The organism is Veillonella sp. LMAG:90 (assembly GCF_008679445.1).
Lineage (GTDB): Bacteria > Bacillota > Negativicutes > Veillonellales > Veillonellaceae > Veillonella_A.
Genome location: NZ_NAND01000001.1, coordinates 240,451 through 260,956, shown reverse-complemented (window position 1 = coordinate 260,956; position 20,506 = coordinate 240,451). Strand labels below are relative to the sequence as shown.

Sequence of the window (20,506 nt, the reverse complement as noted above, 5' to 3'; positions counted from 1 at the left end):
TGCTGAGCGAAGCCCTGAGAGATCCGCGGCTGATATGAGATGATAGAAAAAAGTGGCGAGGTGGTATCGCGGTAAAAGGGTCTTCCTTCAAGCCTTTGGACGTGATACCTCGCCACTTCTATTTTTATTCAGTTGAGGAGCTTCTCAGGACTTCTTCATTCCTCCGCCGTTTTACTTAATTCCTTCTAATGCTTGTTTTTTACTTTCTTTACCAAAACTCAACACTACGAGTGCAATGATGACGAAGACAGAGGCAAAGAGGTAAAAAATAGCGTCCATATGCATTTCATGGGAGAGGAGGAAACCGACTAAAAACGGGGCGATGATGCCACCGATACGACCGATGCCGGCGGCCCAACCGGAGCCGAGGCCACGGATTTCGGTAGGATATAATTCCGGTGTGTAAGTGTAAATAACACCCCAGGCACCTAAGTTGAAGAATGACATGCAAATACCGGAGGTCAATAACATGGCTTCCGAGGTGGCATGACCAAAGAAATAGCTGCTGATGCCGCTACATAATAAATAGAGCGATAAGGTATAGCGACGTCCGATTTTATCAACTAAATAGGCTGCTGAAATGTAGCCCGGGAATTGTGCTATGGTCATGATTAAGAGGTATTCGAATGATTTTATAATGGTAAAACCTTGTTGATAGATTAACGAAGGGAGCCACATGAAAATGCCGTAGTAGCTGAAAACAATGCCAAACCAGGTAATCCATAACATGCAGGTACGCAAGGCATATTGTTTGTTCCAAAGAGTGCCAAGGGTAGGTCGAGAGTCGTTGGCGGTTAACATAGTTAAATCGTCTTTGGTGCAACGCGTGAGAGGAACCTTGGTAGCTGCCTCTACTTGAGCGATGGTTGCGTTCAGTTGGTCAAGTTTTTGCTGTTTAATCAGATAACGTAAGGATTCCGGCATGTGGGAGCGAATGACCCCGGTATAGAGGGCCGGTAAGGCCCCGATGGCAAGGCCGATACGCCAACCGTAAATCGGAATGATGAGATAGGCGATGAGGGCCGCTAAAAGCCAACCGATAGCCCAGAAGCTTTCCAGCATGACGATGAAACGGCCGCGGGAATCTTGCGGTGAATATTCGGTAATCAAGGTGGCTACTACAGGGAGTTCACCACCGAGGCCAAGGCCTACCAATAAACGACAGACGAGCAAAAACTCGTAGTTAGGCGCCATGGCTGACAGGGCCGTGGCAATACCGTACAGTAACATGGTCCAAGTAATGATTTTTTTACGACCTATATGATCCGCTAAAGCACCGGCCAATACGGCGCCGATGGCCATGCCCAAGAGACCTACACTGCCGAGCATACCGATTTCTGTGCCCGTGAGATGCCATTCTTTGGTTAATAACGGCATGATGAAGGAAATAATGCCCGTATCCATGGCGTCAAAAGCCCAGCCGATGCCGGCAATGAGTAAAAGTTTGTAATGAAAGCGATTAGGTTTCATCGTGTTCAATTCATTAATAATCATCGAGTCATCCCCTGTTTCTAATACCTAAAAATAAAAAGTATACAGTTGAGCAATGTGTATACTTTTTAACTATACAGCAATAACTTTCAGATAGCAAGGGCTTTTTTTGAAAAAAGTAAGCAAGATGATTATATGAAAAAACACCGGACAGTTATGCGTCCGATGCTACTATTATGTGTAAATCCTGTAATGCTTTGATGATGTGATCCATTATGTCGGGCGTGGGTGCTTCAATCAGATGGGTGTGGAGACCGTTGTTTAATCGGGAGAGCAAACCGCTGGTAGAATCTTTCTGTTTGTTTAAAAAGGCCTCAATATCGTCGTCTGTTTTGATTAACAAGGGGGCAGTGAGCGTCCCGTACACGTCGTGGTTGACAGATACATTGTGAACCAGGCCACCCATGGCGACAATTGTGTGTAATTCCGTCACTACATCCTCCGGCTTATGACGGCAGGTTATGGTGCGTAAAACGCCCTGCGTTGGCCCTTTGCTGATTTCGTATCCTTTTACGGTGGAACGAATCGGATAACCGGCGGCACGGAGAGCGGCCATGTCGTTCACGATTACCTGTCGTGTAACCCCGTAACTCTGAGCTAATTCATCACCCGTCAGCGGTGTCATACTTTTATTTAATATAGTTATGAGCTCTTGGCGTCGTTTTTCCTTTTTCTTCATGGGTTGGATCACCTTGCTATGAGAATACATAGGGAATTGAAATATAAGGCTGTGGTAGTGCACGGCCACAGCCTTTGCTAATTTATAGAATAACATTCAAATACTTACTGCTATTTTCTATTATTTTAGCTCATTTTATAGATTCATGCACTATAGTGCCATAAAAAAACCTCCTCCCCGGCATCATAAACACGATGAGAGGCTTTAAGCGATGGCCGAGAGATCTGCTGTTGTATGAGCGGTTAAGAACGAAGCGGCGAGGTGTTGCGGTAAAAGGGTCTTCCTCCAAGCCACCCTCTTAGCATCATAAACACGACGAGAGGTCTTTGGGAGAAAACGGAGAGGTCCTCGGATGAGGGTCTTTTTGCGAAGCAAAACCAAGCCTTAGCCGAGGAGCCTCTCCGTTTCCCATACCTCCGCCGTTTTACTTGATGCACACTTTTCAAAGGTATGTTATAATAAATTGTATGATAATGTCTCTATTTTTTAGTTTTAGAATTAGACTTTTATAATTCAAATTTTAGAGCAGGCCATACCACAACTGACACTATGTGATACAAATGGAGGTTTGAATATTATGGCAACTAGTATGGTTATCGGAACCCAATGGGGCGATGAAGGAAAAGGCAAGATCGTAGATTATTTAGCAGAACAGGCGGACGTGGTTGTTCGCAGTCAAGGCGGCAACAATGCAGGACATACCGTAGTAGTTGATGACGTAGCATTTGCGCTTCGTTTATTGCCTAGTGGGATTTTATATGACAATAAAATCAATGTGGTAGGCACCGGTACAGTTATCGACCCTAAAGTTCTTTTAGGTGAAATTGAAAACTTGGAAAGCCAAGGCAAAAGTGCTAAAACATTGCAGATTTCCAATCGTGCTCATGTAATTTTGCCATATCATAATCGCTTGGATGAAGCGGAAGAAGCCTCTAAAGGCGCTTTATCCATCGGTACGACCAAGAACGGTATCGGCCCTTGCTATGCAGATAAAGTAAATCGTATCGGCATTCGCATCTGCGATTTGATGAACGAAGAAGTTTTCAAAGAAAAATTACAATATAATGTTAAGATTAAAAATAAAATTTTGCGCGAAGTATATGGCGCCGAACCGGTAGATTACTATGAAATTTTAAAAGATTACTTAGAATATGCCGATCGTTTACGCCAATATGTACAAGATACAAATTACAATGTAGTATCTTACATCAAAGATGGTAAAAAAGTGTTGTTCGAAGGCGCTCAGGCAACCATGCTTGACCTCGATCATGGTACTTATCCATTCGTTACGAGCTCTCATCCTATTTCCGGTGGTGCTTCTGTAGGCGCCGGTGTAGGTCCTAATTATTTGAAAAATATCGTAGGCGTAGTTAAAGCGTACGCTACTCGTGTAGGCGCCGGTCCATTCCCATCCGAACAATTGAATGAAATCGGTGATTTACTCCGTGAAACCGGTCATGAGTTCGGTACCGTAACCGGTCGTCCTCGTCGTTGCGGTTGGTTAGACTTGGCTGTAGTTAAATATGCAGCCGACCTTAACAGCCTTGATTATTTGGCAATTACCCGTCTTGATATTTTGGACAAATTGCCTGAAATTAAAATCTGTGTAGGTTATACTTTGAACGGCGAACCGGTTAAAGGATTCCCGGCAGATTTACAGGTATTGGAACAATGCGAACCGGTATATGAAACGTTACCTGGTTGGCAGACAGATATTAGCGGTATTCGTCATTATGATGAGTTGCCTGAAGCGGCTCGTCGTTATGTAGAACGCATTTCGGAAGTAACCGGCGTTCGTCTCGGTATCGTATCCGTAGGCCCTAACCGTAAACAGACTATCGTGTTGGAAGATGTATTCGGAGCCTAAGAGTTCTCGTATAGTTTTTTTGCATGATAGCAAAATGAAACAGTAAGTAATTTAGCCACTGAGTTAATTCGTTGACTCGGTGGCTTTTTTCGCAGTATTGCTGAGATATAGCTTATAATTAGGTTTCTTTTTCACCCTTTGCTAAACCGGATTTTACAATTTATAAACTTTTTATAAACTATGCGTTTTGGTAATAACTTTGTGTTAAAAAGACAGAAATTATGGTAAAATAAAAGATAATGTGAGAAATTAACACACTCTGTAAGAGAAATATAGTTTGGTAAGTTGTAAACAAGTAAAAGGAGATATTAACAGTGGATTACCTGATTTCATTTTTGGAGACATACGGCTATGCGGCCATGTTTATTACGATGGTATTGGAAAATGCCAATGTTCCGATTCCCAGTGAGATTGTGTTGGGCTTCTCGGGGTATTTGATTGCGCAAGGCGTATTCGAGATGAATATGACCATGATTGTAGCTACGGCTGCCGGTGTGGTTGGCTCTATTTTATCCTATTGGATGGGGGAACATGGGGGCCGTCCGTTGCTTAGAAAATATGGTCGCTATATTTTCTTCAATGAACATAAATTTGAAATGGCTGAGAAAATGTTTAATAAATACGGCGGTGCTGCGGTGTTCTTTGGCCGTTTGTTGCCGGGGATTCGTACCTTTATTTCTTTCCCGGCCGGTATCGCCCGTTATCCGATGGGGCGTTTTATCATTTGGACTTTACTCGGCACAATTCCTTGGACGATTTTGCTCGTATGGCTCGGCGTAAAATTGGGTGAACATTGGCAGGATTTGATTGAGTACAATCATGAATTCTTAGTTATTATGATAGTTGTTTTTGCTATCATTGCGGTCTTCTTCGGCATTCGTTACTATCGCAACAAAAAGCGCAAGCAAGATACAGACGGTGTAAATTCAGTTGCTCATGACTCGAAGATTGAAACCAAAGAAGAGGCAGACCTTACGGATGAGGCAACAACCGAAATGAAAGACAATGCTGTGCAGGATAATACAACACAGCGCTAAGGAGGGATTAGATGCGACTTCATCGCTTGAGCGTCATTTGCTTCTTAATCGCCTTCGCCATGTTTGCTATCGGCAATGGCAGTTTGCCGATTACCGATCCGGTTGAGTCGAACTATGCATTGACAGCTAAAGAAATGGTCATGTCCGGCGATTGGTTATCGCCACAGATTTATCATGAATATTGGTATGATAAGCCGATAATGATTTATTGGCTTATTGCGTTAAGTTATAAAATTTTCGGCTTTTCCGATTTTGCTGCTCGTTTTCCGGCCGCTTTATTCGGGGCCTTGTCGGTAGGGTTCTTCTACCAGGTAGTGCGCAGCATTTCCGGCCGTCGTTTGGTATCGCTGTGGAGTGCCATGATTCTCGGTTCATCCCTTGAATTCTGGATTTTGGCGCGAGGCATCGTAACGGATATGGTGCTCTTGTGGGCGACTATCGGCACCTTGGCCTATGCTTATCGCGGGCTTACGGAACGCCGCACCTTGTTTATGGTGTGGGCATACCTTTTTGCGGGCATCGGTGTTTTGACCAAAGGACCGGTGGCACTCGTATTGCCGGGGATTTTGCTCTTGGTATATGCCGCTGTAATGCGTTCGGGCCGTATGCTTCGCTACATCTTTTCGTGGCAAGGCATTTTAGCCTTTTTAGTTGTCGTTATGCCTTGGTACGGCTATATGTACATGACACACGGGCAAGACTTTATTGATGGTTTCTTGGGCCTTCATAATGTGGTGCGCGCCACCCAGTCGGAGCATCCGGAAGCTAATCATTGGTGGTATTACTTAGTTATGTTCCCGTTGGCTTCGTTGCCGTGGACAGGCGCCGTATTATACGGTATGTATTACGGTTGGCGTTTTAAACAGCCGTTCTATATTTATTCCATGATTATGGGGTGGGGGACATTATTATTCTATACGTTAATGGCCACTAAGTACCCGACGTATACATTTATCAGCTTGGTACCGTTTAGCTTTTTAGGTGCTTTTGGGGTTGTAAAAATATTGCGTCCCGGTCGCCCGCGTAAGTTGTCTTGGCTCATTATGGGGCCGGCCTTCTTCTTGTGGCTCGTTTTGGGCGTGGCCAGTTTTTATGTGCCTTGGGGCTTCTGGTACTTGTTGTATGTACTGATTGTAGTCGGTTTTATTTTGACCGGCCTGATGTATTGGAACCAGAAACGCTATATGCTGCCGGTAGTAGTTACTTTTATGACTATGGCCATTGCAGGGCTTGTTATTCATGAAGGGATACAACCGCTGGTAGAACAACGCTCATCGGTAGCTTATGCACCTGTTGTGGCTCAGTATGACGGCGATATCTATTATTATGGTGACTATAGTGCGTCGCTCGTGTATTATACGGACAAAGAAGTTACTAAAATTGAAGACGATGCGTTACCTAATAAAAATAAGGAACGTAGTAATGCTTGGGAAGGTAAAAACAAGATGCCTGCTCAAACGGTAGAAGAAGTGACGGAGCGTTTTCAGGCGGCCCTTAATAATGAAGCACGAGTTTTACAAAGTGTAACGAATGATAAGGGACAAGCAACCCGCTTGCCGATGGGGAAAAATCCGACGGAACCGATGCCGATCGATAATCCGGTAGCACTTCATGCGCTGATTCTTGTGCCTGAAAAGTATCGGGGACATTTTGAAAAATCTTCGTTAGCGCCAATGGTGAAATTGTTGCGCGTTGAGAATAAGATATTTATTTACGAAACACGATAAACAATCAGTTTGTTAACTATATTGATTGGCGGATTTTTATCAAATTGTTATAGCAGGAAAGATACATGTCAAAAGTGTGTTGAATGCGTGTTAAATGTGTGTTAAATGCCGTAGAGGAGGTTCTATGAAAGATTCAATTAGTCGGTTTATAGATAAACTGGCAGCTTATGAAGGCTCTGATACGGTATTTAATCCGTGGCGTGATTACGATCCGGCCCTCGATGTATCGCAGGCGGCGCCTCAGTGGCGACGGGAGCAATTAGAGAGTTATTTAAGAGCACGCTTAAAACAAAGCCGTTATCTTATTGTGGCTGAAGCCGTAGGCTATCAGGGTGGGCGCTTTTCCGGTATTGCCATTACCTGTGAGCGCATGCTCCTCGGTTTTCATAATGATGTGAAACCCGCTATGATTTTGCCGGACGGCATAGGCAAACGGACGAGTCGTGCCGATAGCCCATTGTTGCTTAATAATAAACAACGCTTGGAAGGGTTTAACGAACCGACGGATACGGTAGTATGGTCAGCTCTTTTGGAGAATAATATCTCTACCTATGATGCTATATTGTGGAATATTTTTCCTTTTCATCCCCATGTAGCGAATCAGCCTTTGACGAATCGCACGCCTACGGAGACAGAAATTGTTATCGGCGGTCAGTTTACCGAGGACTTAATGGCCTTGATTGAAGCGTACAATGGTGACCGACAGATTATTTGTGCCGTAGGGCGCAAGTCGGCGGATATTTTGGCGCGGCAGGGCATTGTGGCTCATGCACTGCGGCATCCTGCCAATGGCGGCGCCAAGCAGTATCGCGAGCAGTTCAAGGCTGCGATTGAGCGTTAATGACAGTATGTAAGGGCGAAGACGTGTTGCTTGGCATAAAATTAGTGTAAGCGCCGGTTAGTATACGCAAAAGACATAGAATAAAAAAGTTTTATATATAGAGAATCTTCGATTAATTTGTCGGGGGTTCTTTTCGTTTTATATGACTTATGGTATACTATTCGTAAGATATTTGTTCGGCTTTGGGTTAATATAATGTGCAAAGAGTCATAATTCGGCTCTTTTTTCAGGTACACAATATGTGTAATCGTGCAGTTTTTTCACATTTTACCCTTTAACTTTACAGAAGCAGTTTGCAGACGAAGAGGCGTGTCTTACAAAGAACGGTCCTTGCTTTTGTGTTGCATCCATACGCTTATGTGATGACAAGTTAATAATGAACGAGTGAATCTTTTTACGTACATCCCACAAAGGAACGCGGAGAATAGGTATACTCCGGACGGACGTACATGATTAAGGTATATATTTAAGGAAATATAAAATTTAGGAGGAGTAATACATATATGTTAAAAGAATTATTGAATCAATTAACAGGCCAAAGCAATAATACTGCTAATGAGCCTAAACCGGCGGCTGAGAAAAAAGCACCGGTAGCTAAAAATGTTGTGGCTACTGAAACGACAGGTGCCGATCAAGCACAACAGGGCGGCGAAACCACTCGTCGCACCACGCGTCGCACAAATAGTAATCGCAATACCGGGGAAACTCGTCGACCAAGCACACGCCGTACAACGAATGCATCCGGCGAAGGCGCTAAACAGTCCGCACCGCGTCGTAAGAACACAAATTCTGCCAATGCTGCGGCTAATGCGGAAGGCACAGCTAAACCGGCTCGTACCAACAACCGTACGAATAATCGTACTAACTCTACACGTTATAACAATCGCAATGAAAAAAATACCGGCGATCGTGCCAATATTAATGGCCGTCACACATCCCACAGCAATGGTGATGCACATGCGAATCATCAACATCATTCGAGCAAAAAAGATAAGCTCATGATTATTCCGTTGGGCGGTCTCGGTGAAATCGGTAAGAACATGACCGTATTCCAATATGGCGATGATATTATCGTATTGGATGCAGGTCTTGCGTTCCCTGAAAACGATATGCCGGGCGTTGACATTGTCATCCCTGACATGAGTTATTTGATTGAAAACCAAGATAAAGTACGTGCCGTAGTTATCACTCACGGTCATGAAGACCATATCGGTTCCTTGGCGTATCTCTTGAAAGAAATCAATGTGCCGGTATATGCTACTAACCTTGTTTGCGGTTTAATCGAAGGCAAATTGAAAGAAAATAAAGTAGGCGGCGTAAAACTTAATATTGTAAAAGCGGGCGATGAAATTCGTGTAGGGTCTTTCAAAGTAGGTTTCATTCAGACGAACCACTCTATTCCTGATGCTTGCGCCGTTTATTTTGAAACGCCGGTAGGTACTGTTGTTCACACCGGTGACTTCAAAGTGGACCAGACGCCGGTAGACGGTAAATTGATGGACGTTCATAAATTTGCCGAACTGGGCAACAAAGGCGTATTAGCCTTGATGTCCGACTCCACGAATGTGGAAAAACCGGGATTTACTCCATCTGAAAGCACCGTAGGACCTGCTTTACTTCGTGCTGTAGGGGAAGCTCGCGGCCGTGTAGTACTCGCTACTTTTGCGTCCAACGTATCTCGTTTGCAGCAGGCTGTTGATGCGGCGGTTGCCTTCAAGCGTAAAGTTATCGTGTTGGGCCGCAGTATGGTTAACGTAACGGAAATTGCGCAGGAACGCGGTTACTTGAATATTCCGGAAGGAACTTTGATTGATGTTGATGAAATGGGTCGTTACCGTGATGACGAAATCATGATTTTGACAACCGGCAGTCAAGGGGAACCTATGGCAGGCTTATCCCGTATGGCAACCAATAATCATCGTACTATCGAAATTACTCCGAATGATACGATTATTATCTCCGCCACGCCGATTCCGGGCAATGAAGCAGCGGTTGGTCGTACCATCGACAATCTATTGCGCTTAGGTGCGGATGTAATTTATGGTCGTGACCGCGGCATTCACGTATCCGGTCATGGCAGCCAAGAAGATTTGAAAACCATGCTCAACTTGGTTCGTCCTAAATTCTTCATTCCGGTACACGGTGAGTATCGCATGTTGAAGAAACATGGTGAACTTGCTGTATCCATGGGCATTGTGAAACCAAATCACGTGCTTGTAGGCGACAATGGGCAGATTTTTGAATTCACCAGTCGTACAGGCCGCAAAGGCGGTCACGTTACGGCCGGCAAGGTGTTCGTTGACGGTCTCGGTGTTGGCGATGTTGGCAATATCGTAATTCGCGATCGTCAGCAATTGGCGCAGGAAGGTATGGTTATCGTAGTTATGGCCATGGACCGTGCCAGCGGCCAGATTGTAGCCGGTCCTGATATCGTATCGCGCGGTTTCGTATATGTACGTGATGCGGAAGATCTCATGAACGAAGCGCAAAAACGCATTGAACAAGTGATTGAAAAATGCGAAGCCAGTCAGATGAAAGATTGGGCTACCATTAAATCTCAAGTACGCGATACTTTGGGTAAATTCTTGTATGAAAAGACCCGTCGTCGTCCGATGATTTTACCGATTATCCAAGACGTATAAGTCGCATCGGCTGAGTGATGCGGTAAATTCAAGCTTGTTTATAAGTGGTAATTTACCCTCCTATATAGGTCGTAATTTGTGATTTTGTGGTTAATGATATTCAAAAACAATACAAAATGTTATAATAGGCGTATGACCTCGGTCATACGTCTATTTTGTCAGGAGTAATTTATGAGATATACAGATACGCGAGCCGTAGTGGAAACAGGATTTTTGACGGCTCTTATTATGGTATTTACCTTTGTGGGAGTTACGGTACCGTTTATGGGATTCCTTGCTTCCATCTTGATGCCCGCCGTACTTGTAGTGTTGGGCGCTCGCCATGGTGTTCGTTGGAGTATTTTGGCGACCGTTACGATGGGGCTGGTTATGTCGGTTGTATTGACACCCTTAGGGGCACTCATGCAAGTGATGACATCGGGCATACCCGGTATTGTCTTGGCCTATGGTTATATACATCGCTGGTCGACCAGTCGGCTTTTGGTATTGCCGGCCGTAACAATGATGGTTACCATCGGTATACAGCTTATGATTGCGCAATATGTGATGCAGATGGATATAGTTACGATGTGGCAAAATTTTCAGCAGGAAGCGTTGACCGAAATGGAAACCGCTTATCGTGAACAGGGTCTCATGGATGAACAAGTGACCGCCATGATGACCAGTGTGCAGGCCATGCTTAAGCAAATGGCCTATGTGCTTTTGGCCGCCCTATTTATGTCGTCCGTAGTAATTAGCTACTTCATTTGCGCCGTAGCGAATATTATCATGCGCCGCACCGGTGGTGAAGGCGTAACCTTACCGCCCCTTGAAGAGTGGCGTGTACCGCAGTGGACCTTATACATGTTTGCCCTCGGTGTGCTGTTGACGTATTGGGGTAACGAACTGCAATCGGAAGCCATTAATATTGTGGCTTATAATATGTACGCGCTGGGATCGTACATGTTGGTACTGCAGGGTATCGGTTGTTTGTGGACTATTTTTAAAAGCTATGGATTGTCAAACGGCATCCGTTTAGTTTTGATATTTATTACTTTATTAATGCAGTTCGCCACGATGTGGATTGGCATTTTAGATTTAATTTTAAATTTACGTCGTCGTCTGTCGAGACGAATCGGCGATGAGTAAAGAGAAAAAGTAGGGAGCGATCTTATGAATGGGAATGAAGGCTTTTTTGGAGCCTTTGAAAAAACCGCCTTCGTTGTTATCATCGTTTTACTATTAGTGATTGCCTGGCTTAACTGGCAGATGGCGCTATTTGGCCTTTTGTTTGTCGTTGTGGCCTATTTATACAGCAGCCGAGCGGTGTGTAAACAACGACAGCAACGGTATGAGCAATTTAATACGATTGCGAAGGGGATTACCCAAGCGTCGAATTTTGCTTTGCAGAACTTGCCGACAGCAATAGTTATTATTGACAGTAAGGCTCGTGTTTGCTGGTATAATAGCGTGTTCCGTGATTGGATGCCGCAAGATCCGGATAAAACACAACGCCTTAACGGTTTTATTCCGAGTTTGCGCCTCGATAAAATCTGGGGCAAGTCCGGCTATTTTAATGAAAAAATTGAAAATAAATATTATCGTGTTATCTATAAATTCATTGATGGCACGGATTATAAAGGGGCGCCTGACTCCGAAGTGGAATCATATATGGCGTTCTACTTTGACGATGTAACCGAATCGGAACAATTGCGCCATGAAGCAGAAGCGATGGCACCGGTATTCGGGTTCCTCATGATGGATAACATCGAAGATGTGACGAAAGGTCTCAGTGACGTTGAATACACTAACCTCTGGGCGGAAATTAATAATGCCATCGTAGAAGAAATTGACCGTTACGACGGTTTTGTCCGTAACTATGCGGATGATTCGTACATCTTCTGTATTTCTAAAAAAGCGCTAATGAATATGATTGAACAAAATTTCCCACTTTTGGCGAAGGTTCATAATATTCCGACCAGTCGTCGTATTCCGGCGACTATCAGTATCGGTATTGCAGCCGGTGCGGCTACGATTAAAGAACAATCGGAACGAGCTCGTTCCGGTCTCGAATTAGCCCTTGGTCGCGGTGGTGACCAGGCCAGCGTATATATCGGCGAAGAATTGAAATTCTACGGCGGTAAAACGCAAGGCGCCGAAAAGAATACTCGTGTCCGTGCCCGCGTGGTAGCACAAGCCATTAAAGAACTCATGGATGATGCCGATAATGTTATCGTCATGGGCCATGAGCGTGAAGATTATGACAGTATCGGCGGTGCCATCGGCGTAGCCGCCATGGCTAGAGCGGCCGGTAAATCCGTTCACGTAGCTGTAAGCGATCAAACTGTGGCTATTAAGAAATTGTCAGATTTATTCCCTACCGAACCGGGTTTTGAAAGTCTGTTAATCACGCCACAAGCGGCTGAAGATTTTGTAACCGATACAACCCTCGTATTTGTAGTGGACGTGCATCGACCGGATATGGTAGCGGCGCCAAAAGCCTTGCAGAAGTCTAAACGTCGCGTTGTTATTGACCATCACCGTCGTGCCTCCGACTTTATTGAAAAACCATTGCTCACTTATTTGGAACCGGCTTCGTCGTCCACCAGTGAGCTGGTAACAGAATTAATTCAGTATTTCGTAGACCCGATTTCACTCAATGTGGTGGAAGCGAGTGCGTTATATGCCGGTATCGTAGTGGATACGAAGAACTTTGTGGTACAAACGGGATCGCGTACTTTTGATGCGGCGTCTTTCTTGCGCCGTTCCGGTGCGGATTTATCCATTGTGCGCCATTTGTTTATGGAAAGTTTTGACAGCATCCAATTGCGGGCTAAAATGTTGGCCGATGCGGAACGTTTTGACGGCATGGCGATTACCACTTGTCCGGCGGGTATCCAGAACGCGTCCATTTTGTCGGCTCAAACGGCAGATAAGCTTATCACCATTGAAGGTATCGAAGCCAGCTATGTGCTCTATACTTTGTCGGATGGCGGTATCGGCGTAAGTGCCCGTTCGCAAGGGGCTATGAATATTCAGCTTGTTATGGAAGCCTTGGGCGGTGGCGGTCATCGTACCGTAGCCGGCGCCCAGCTATATGATATGACCATGGAAGAAGCGGTGGAAGCTGTAAAAAGTGTAGCTAAAGGCCAGCTTGCTTCTATGAAGAAGGAGGAAAAAGCAGAATGAAAGTAATTTTGTTGGAAGATGTAAAAAAAGTAGGTAAAAAAGGCGAAATCATTGAGGTCAGTGAAGGTTACGGCCGCAATGTGTTGATTAAAAAAGGCCAGGCTTTAGAAGGTACGCCTGCTAACTTGAATAATGCTAAGCAGCAACAAGCTTCGGCAGCTCACAAGAAACAAGTAAATGCTGATGAAGCGAAGATTTTGGCCAGCCAGTTGGCTAAAGTAGAAGTACGCATTCCTGTAAAAATGGGGGATGCGGGCCGTGTATTCGGTTCCGTTACAGGTAAAGATATTTCCGATGCTTTGGCCGCTCAATTCGATGTAGCCGTTGATAAAAAGAAAATTGAACTCAAAGAACCGCTCAAAACTTTGGGCGTTCATGATGTGTTGATTCGCGTACATCCTGAAATTACGACTACTATTAAAGTTGAATTAGTGGAGGCATAATATGGCGGAAGCGCGCATTCCACCCCATAGTATTGAGGCGGAGAAGGCTGTTCTCGGGGCTCTTTTAACCGAGAATGATATCTATGATTCCGTCAGCAGTATTGTAGGTCGCAGTGATTTTTATCGCGATGCGCACCGTATTATCTATGAAGCCATTGAAAATATCGTGCGCCGCGGTAATCGTCGCGTCGATATGGTCCTTTTGACAGAAGAATTGACGCGCATGAAAAAACTCGACGAAGTGGGCGGTATTAATTACATTGCGGAACTCACCAATGATGCTATGTCGTCCTTTAATGTAGAAGAGCATGCTCGTATTGTGGCTGAAAAATCAACCTTGCGTCGCCTCATTGACGCGGGTAATCGCATCGTCGGTGAAAGCTACAATGGGGACAAAACAGTGCCGGACATTTTAAATGATGCGGAAAGCAGTATTTTAAATGTAACCGGTGCGGTAAAAGCGGAAACTTCGTTTGTCAGCCTTGGTGACGTAATGACCAATGTTATGAAACGAATCGGTGAATTACAGAACTATGGTGACAGCTTGACCGGTATTTCCACGGGCTTCAAAGATTTGGACAAGATAACTAATGGCTTGCAGCGCTCTGACTTAATCCTTGTGGCCGCTCGCCCCTCCATGGGTAAAACAGCGTTCACTTTGAACTTGGCCTATAATGTGGCCGTAAAAGGTAAAGGGTCCGTTGCCTTTTTCTCCTTGGAAATGTCTGCCGAACAATTGGTAGGTCGTATTTTGTCATCCGCTACGGAAGTGCCTTCGGACCGTTTGCGTACGGGGCGCCTCTTACAGGAAGATTGGCCGAAACTTATCGGGCAATTGGAACAACTTGGTGAATCCAAGTTATATATTGATGATACGCCGGGCCTTACGGTTCAAATGATGCGATCCAAACTGCGTCGTCTGAAAGTTGAACAGGGTTTGGATCTTATTATCGTCGACTATGTGCAGCTCATGACAGGGCGCAATGGCGGTAATAGCGATAACCGTCAGCAGGAGATTTCGGAAATTTCCCGAAACCTTAAATTGATTGCCCGTGAAATGGACGTACCTTTGATTGCTTTGTCGCAGCTTAGCCGCGGTGTTGAATCGCGTACCGATAAACGACCGGTCTTGAGTGACCTTCGTGAATCGGGTTCGTTGGAACAGGATGCGGACATTGTAGTCTTTTTATATCGTGATAAATATTACAGTAAAGATGAAAATCAGGAAGATGTAACGGAAGTTATTATTCGTAAACATCGTAACGGCGCATTGGGCACGGTTAATCTCTTATTCCAAGGGGAATTCACCAGATTCCGCGATATTACTATGCGTACGGATGAGATGTAGGGGAGGCACTGTATGAAACGCTGGGGACGAACTGTATTGGCGGCGGCTATTGGCTTAACTTTGGCCGGCGGTAGCGGTTTTACCGGTTTGGCGGGCTTTAAAGCAGAGGCAGCCGGTGTGTTTGATGTATTGTTGGGCGGTACATTGGCCATGGTAACGGTCAATACGGAATTATCTCGTATCGATGATACCGATGACGGTCAGCAGCAAATGCTCGAAGAACGTCAGAAAAATACCGGATATTATAATAATTATGCCTATCAGGATCGAGCTAAGCGGATTTTTGAAAGTCTAACCGATACACCTGATGTAAAGCGGACGTATGTAGTATATGTAACACCGGAAGAAGATGCCAATGCGGCTATGAGCCTTGGTCGTGTCATGTCTATCAATAAAGGTCTCATGGATATGATGGATGATGCGGCGATTGCGTCCGTTGTGGGTCATGAAATCGGTCATGGTGAAAACAAGGATGCCATCCGGGGCATTCGCAAAAGCGTAGCCTTGCAGACGGCAGTTGGTGCTGCCACGGCAAATGCGGGCGGTCTTAGTGTGCTCCTCGGCAATGTGGCGGGTAACTATGTTAACCAGCAGGTATTCAGCGTAAGTCAAGAAAAAGCGGCTGATGAATGGGGCTTTAAACTATTGGCCGATGCCGGTTATAATGTGGGCGCTGCGGCTGTGGCCATGGCGGTTCTGCGCGATAAATACGGCGATTTGTACACCGATGGTTTGGGGCAAATTGTCAATCCCAATAACCATCCGAAGATGAGTCAGCGTATTCTCGATCATTTGAAACGTATTGAGGACTACTCCGGGAAACATGTAAGTGTTACGGATGATGTAGTCTATGTCAATAAAAAGCCTGTTTATACGGGTGAGGCCAGCGGGCAATATACGGGCGCCATGCGGGCTTATTTGGTGGCCGGCAAATTGGCAAGATACTATCATGATAATAATGTGGGAATCCCGGTAGCTCAGGGCAACCAAGTTCTTATGAATGGCACTTCTTTGGTAACGTTAAGTTCCGCCGATAAAGCGGTGACCATGGAACAGGATTTAAAAGCGGCTATTGACTCTAAGAGCAGCAAAAAGGTAAAAGCTGACGATAAGTCAAAAGCAGATAAGAAAGACAAGAAAGCTAAAGTTAAGGCTGATACTAAGGTAAAAACCGACAATACGGCCGCTTCGAAAGCAAACTTTGAATAGTATTAATTAATCTTCTAACCGGAACGCCTGTTAAGCGAATGCTTTGACAGGCGTTTTTTTATGCAATATAGTGCAATAATACACTAAAAAATTTTCCGTGAATCATGAGAAACGCCTTAAAATAGGGTTTTGAATTTTGACTAAAAACATGAAAAATGTTTGATTTATACGTTTTGTAGTAGACAAATAAAGTAATAAAACAGAAAATTTATAGAAAAAATAGCGTAAAATTTTAAAAAATTCATCGTTCCTATTATCAAAACGCATTCATGGATAAAGCTAGTGATAACTAGCAGTTATCGACTCTCATACCGTCAATTATTCGTCAAAAATGCCTTTTCTATGCAGATTTAGTAATGGTTTTTGGACGTTTTTAGGGCTTCGGAGTATTCAACAATCAAAAACCCTGTGCTATAATGAACTTGTCTTTAAAAGGAAATAAGCAATTTGAGAAGGGGACCAAAAAACGTCAGTAATTAGGATTAAGGATTTCTTGAAGAGCTTGTTCCAGGTATATGTTTTCGGAAAAGAGGATTAGACAAATGGGAAACGTAGTAAAATTTAAGTATGAACAACTTGACCAACTTTTATTAGATGCATTCATGAAATTTGGTTTCTCTGAAAAAGATTCTAAAATTATTCGTGACGTATTGTTGATGTCCGATATGTACGGCATTCAGAGTCATGGTATGCAGCGTCTTGTTCGTTACCACAAAGGTATCGAAAAAGGTACAATCAAAGTTGACGCTCAACCTGAAGTTGTTTTCGAAACTCCAGTATCCGCAGTTATCGACGGTCATGACGGCATGGGCCAATTGATTGGTCACTATGCAATGGAATTAGCTATTAAAAAAGCTAAAGAATCCGGTGTAGGTATCGTTTCTGCACGTAACTCCAACCACTACGGTATTGCCGGTTACTACGCTAACATGGCAGTAGAAGAAGGCTTAATCGGTTTCTCCTGCACTAACTCCGAAGCTATCATGGTTCCTACATATGCTCGTAAAGCTATGTTGGGTTCCAACCCACAAGCTTGGGCAGCTCCTGCTGAACCTTACAACTTCTTCTTCGATGCTTCTACTACAGTAGTAACTCGTGGTAAATTGGAAATGTACAATAAATTAGGTAAACAATTACCTGATGGCTGGGCATTGAATAAAGATGGTAACCCATCCACTGACGCAGCTGATGTATTGAAAAATATCTCCGCTCACGTAGGCGGCGGTATCATGCCACTTGGCGGTAACACTGAACAATTAGGTTCCCATAAAGGTTATGGTAACGGTATGGTTGTTGAATTGTTCGCAGCTATCCTTTCCATGGGCGGCACTTCCAACCACTGCATGAAAGACGGCAAATCCAATATTTGCCACGGCTTCATGGCTATTAACCCTGCATTCTTCGGCGATGCTGACGCTATCAAAAAACATTTCTCCACTTTCTTAACTGAACTTCGTGAAGCTCCTAAAGCTGAAGGTGAAGCACGTATTTACACTCATGGTGAAAAAGAAGTTGAAGCAGTTAAAGACCGTGAAGAAAACGGTATCCCTGTAATCGACAAAACTATGACTGAAGTTTATGAACTTTGCCAGTACTTAGGTCTTGACTTCAGCAAATACTTCGGCGACTACAAACCACCTGTAGCCGGCGATATGTTCACCGGTAACTATTAATAGACGGCCATTGAGCCCTATTAATAGGAGTCCCTTGACTCTCAGTAAATAATGCACCTAGCACATATAGCGCAATGATGATATTGTGCAGTTTAATAGGAAGGGCAGAGCCTATTAAGCAGTAAGAAGAAGAGCAGCTCGCACGGTAACGTGCGGGCTGTTTTTTGTTGAATCAGGAATCAAAAGAATGCATGCCGGTGATATATGCAACAACTGATACAATATCAGAGGTTTACAATGTTGAGTAGATACATTAAAATAAAACCTTAGCATGAGATTATAGTGGAGAACTATAATTTGAGGTAAAAGAGTTAACTTGAAAAGGAGAGAGCTTTATGAGTAAACGAGAAATCAATGCTGTGTGCCCTTATGACTGCCCCGATGCATGTGGTTTGGTATTAACGGTAGAGAATAACACCGTGTTAAGCGTAAAGGGCAATCCGGATCATGCGTTTACGCGCGGTACTTTATGCCCTAAAATGGTGCATTATGAAGATACAATTCACTCGCCGGAACGCTTGCGGACACCGTTAAAACGTGTCGGTCCGAAAGGCAGCGGTGAGTTTGAACCGATTACTTGGGAAGAAGCAGTGGCAACGATTGCTGCTCGTTTTAAGGACAGTCTACAAAAATACGGTGGCCGGAGTATCATGCCTTATTCCTATGCAGGAACTATGGGGCTGATTCAAAAAGCCGCCGCTTTTCCGCTGTTTGCCCGTCTGGGGGCAGTGCGACATAATCGGGGGATATGCTCGCCGGCCAAAACATACGGGTGGAATATGGTTATGGGTGATACATTCGGCACGCGACCACAGGAAATGAGTCACAGTGACCTTGTTATTCTTTGGAGTCTGAACGCGTTGGCTACAGAAATTCACATCATGCATGATGTGAAGGCAGCGAAGGCACGGGGCGCCAAAGTATGGGTCATTGATATTTACAAAACCACCACTTGTGCACAAGCCGATGAAGTAATCATTACCAAACCGGGAACAGACGGTGCCTTGGCGTTGGGGATTCTTCATATTTTAGAACGGGATAACTTGGTAAATCGTGAGTTTATAGCCAATAATGTTATTGGTTATGATGAACTTGTTAAAGAATCATTACCTGAATATACACCTGAAAAGGTATCCGCCATTACGGGCGTGCCGGCAGCACAAATTGAAGCGTTGGCGCATGCTTACGGCCAGGCAAAAGCACCGTTTATCCGCCTGGGCAGCGGTCTGTCCCGCTATGGCAACGGAGCCATGACCGTTCGTGCCATAACCTGTTTACCGGCCGTGGTCGGAGCTTATGAAACGTTGGGCGGTGGCCTTTTGAGCGACGCGAAGGGCAGTTTTTACGTTAATGATAAAGTTATGTCCTGGGATGTTCATGCCGGCAAGGTCGTGCCGATGGTACCGATGGTTAAACTAGGCGAAATTTTGAACCAGGAAGAAGAGCCAATCCGCTGTCTTTATATCTATTCATCCAATCCGGCGATTACGGCACCAGACCAGAATTTGGTGCGCCAAGGGCTAGCTCGCGAAGATTTATTTACCGTCGTGCATGAGCGCTTTTTGACCGATACGGCTAAATATGCGGATATTGTTTTGCCTGCTACTTCGTCAGTAGAAGCGGATGATATTTATAATTCCTATGGTCATTACACCAGTGCTATAGGTTATAAAGCGATTGAACCGATCGGTGAAAGCAAGTCGAACTGGGACACGATTCGTCTTATCGCTAAAGCAATGGGGATTACGGATCCGTTTTTTGATAAAACAGCTTTAGATTTAATCCACGATACGCTTGACGGGGCCGTTAATGTACCGGCGGAATTGAAAGAGAAATTACTACAAGGCGAACCGGTGGAAATGCCGGTTCCAAATAATTACAAAATGACTTTTAAAACGGCGTCCCATAAGATTGAAATCTTAAATCCGATACTGGCTGAGCCGCTTCCGCGCTATGTTGAGTCTCACAGTGATACGGTGGCAAAAGGTGAGTTCGCCCTTATTAATGCACCTGATTTGCGAATTCTTGATTCATCATTTAATGAACGGGTCTTTGATACGTCGAAACCGATGATGGGCGCGTGGCTTAATCCGATTGATGCGGAGAGACTCGGCGTTGTTGAAGGTGATTTGGTACGCCTTTATAATGAGCAAGGAACCCTACAGATGCCCGTATATTTGGATGAAGGAATTAGCCCTAAAACGGTAGTTTCTTATGGTGTTTGGTGGCAACGCTACTCTTCGGATCCCCGAAACAGCATTAATGCGTTAACCTCATCAAGACTGACCGATTATGCGGAAGGCAGCACTTTTTATGACGTAAAAGTGGATATTACACCCCTATAGGATTAAACTGTCTCCATTTACAAAATAAAATGATGA

At 44.5% G+C, this 20,506-nt stretch carries 13 protein-coding genes and 1 pseudogene; 12 read left to right on the top strand and 2 right to left on the bottom strand.

Going from position 1 to position 20,506, the window contains the following annotated elements; translation table 11 throughout:
- Positions 1 to 171: 171 nt before the first annotated feature.
- Positions 172 to 1,494, bottom strand: coding sequence for an MFS transporter (locus CCC71_RS01140; protein WP_021842059.1), 1,323 nt, complete (start codon positions 1,492 to 1,494; stop codon positions 172 to 174).
- 151 nt (positions 1,495 to 1,645) lie between these two features.
- The gene (locus tag CCC71_RS01135; protein ID WP_226974600.1) at positions 1,646 to 2,170 is read right to left on the bottom strand and encodes a transcription repressor NadR; all 525 of its coding nucleotides are present in this window, start codon (positions 2,168 to 2,170) and stop codon (positions 1,646 to 1,648) included.
- A gap of 577 nt (positions 2,171 to 2,747) precedes the next feature.
- On the opposite strand from CCC71_RS01135, the gene CCC71_RS01130 reads away from it, so the two are divergent.
- From CCC71_RS01130 to CCC71_RS01075, 12 genes and pseudogenes are all read left to right on the top strand, one after another.
- Positions 2,748 to 4,037, top strand: coding sequence for an adenylosuccinate synthase (locus tag CCC71_RS01130; RefSeq protein ID WP_021842061.1), 1,290 nt, complete (start codon positions 2,748 to 2,750; stop codon positions 4,035 to 4,037).
- A 314-nt stretch (positions 4,038 to 4,351) separates the two neighbouring features.
- A pseudogene (locus CCC71_RS01125) lies at positions 4,352 to 4,936 on the top strand (DedA family protein); the annotation flags it as partial.
- 149 nt (positions 4,937 to 5,085) lie between these two features.
- A complete protein-coding gene (locus CCC71_RS01120; RefSeq protein WP_156704105.1) occupies positions 5,086 to 6,801 on the top strand; it encodes an ArnT family glycosyltransferase in 1,716 nt (571 codons plus the stop codon).
- 124 nt (positions 6,802 to 6,925) lie between these two features.
- Positions 6,926 to 7,642: a uracil-DNA glycosylase gene (locus CCC71_RS01115; protein ID WP_021842064.1), complete on the top strand. Its 717-nt coding sequence runs from the start codon at positions 6,926 to 6,928 to the stop codon at positions 7,640 to 7,642.
- Positions 7,643 to 8,145: 503 nt separating this feature from the next.
- Positions 8,146 to 10,284, top strand: coding sequence for a ribonuclease J (locus tag CCC71_RS01110; RefSeq protein WP_156704103.1), 2,139 nt, complete (start codon positions 8,146 to 8,148; stop codon positions 10,282 to 10,284).
- A gap of 171 nt (positions 10,285 to 10,455) precedes the next feature.
- Entirely contained in the window at positions 10,456 to 11,412 is a 957-nt protein-coding gene (locus tag CCC71_RS01105) for a YybS family protein (protein ID WP_021842067.1), read from the top strand.
- A gap of 24 nt (positions 11,413 to 11,436) precedes the next feature.
- The gene (locus CCC71_RS01100) at positions 11,437 to 13,452 is read left to right on the top strand and encodes a DHH family phosphoesterase (RefSeq protein ID WP_127057870.1); all 2,016 of its coding nucleotides are present in this window, start codon (positions 11,437 to 11,439) and stop codon (positions 13,450 to 13,452) included.
- Positions 13,449 to 13,895, top strand: coding sequence for a 50S ribosomal protein L9 (gene rplI / locus CCC71_RS01095; RefSeq protein WP_021842069.1), 447 nt, complete (start codon positions 13,449 to 13,451; stop codon positions 13,893 to 13,895). Before CCC71_RS01100 ends, rplI begins: the two co-directional genes overlap by 4 nt.
- 1 nt (position 13,896) lies before the next feature.
- Complete coding sequence (gene dnaB / locus CCC71_RS01090) at positions 13,897 to 15,243, top strand: replicative DNA helicase (protein WP_021842070.1); 1,347 nt, start codon at positions 13,897 to 13,899, stop codon at positions 15,241 to 15,243.
- Between the two features lie 12 nt (positions 15,244 to 15,255).
- A complete protein-coding gene (locus CCC71_RS01085; protein WP_021842071.1) occupies positions 15,256 to 16,452 on the top strand; it encodes a M48 family metalloprotease in 1,197 nt (398 codons plus the stop codon).
- 533 nt (positions 16,453 to 16,985) lie between these two features.
- Positions 16,986 to 18,125 (top strand): Ldh family oxidoreductase, encoded by a 1,140-nt coding sequence (locus CCC71_RS01080; RefSeq protein WP_412192126.1) that lies wholly within the window; start codon positions 16,986 to 16,988, stop codon positions 18,123 to 18,125.
- Between the two features lie 335 nt (positions 18,126 to 18,460).
- Positions 18,461 to 20,470, top strand: coding sequence for a molybdopterin-containing oxidoreductase family protein (locus CCC71_RS01075; protein WP_226974492.1), 2,010 nt, complete (start codon positions 18,461 to 18,463; stop codon positions 20,468 to 20,470).
- Positions 20,471 to 20,506: the final 36 nt, after the last annotated feature.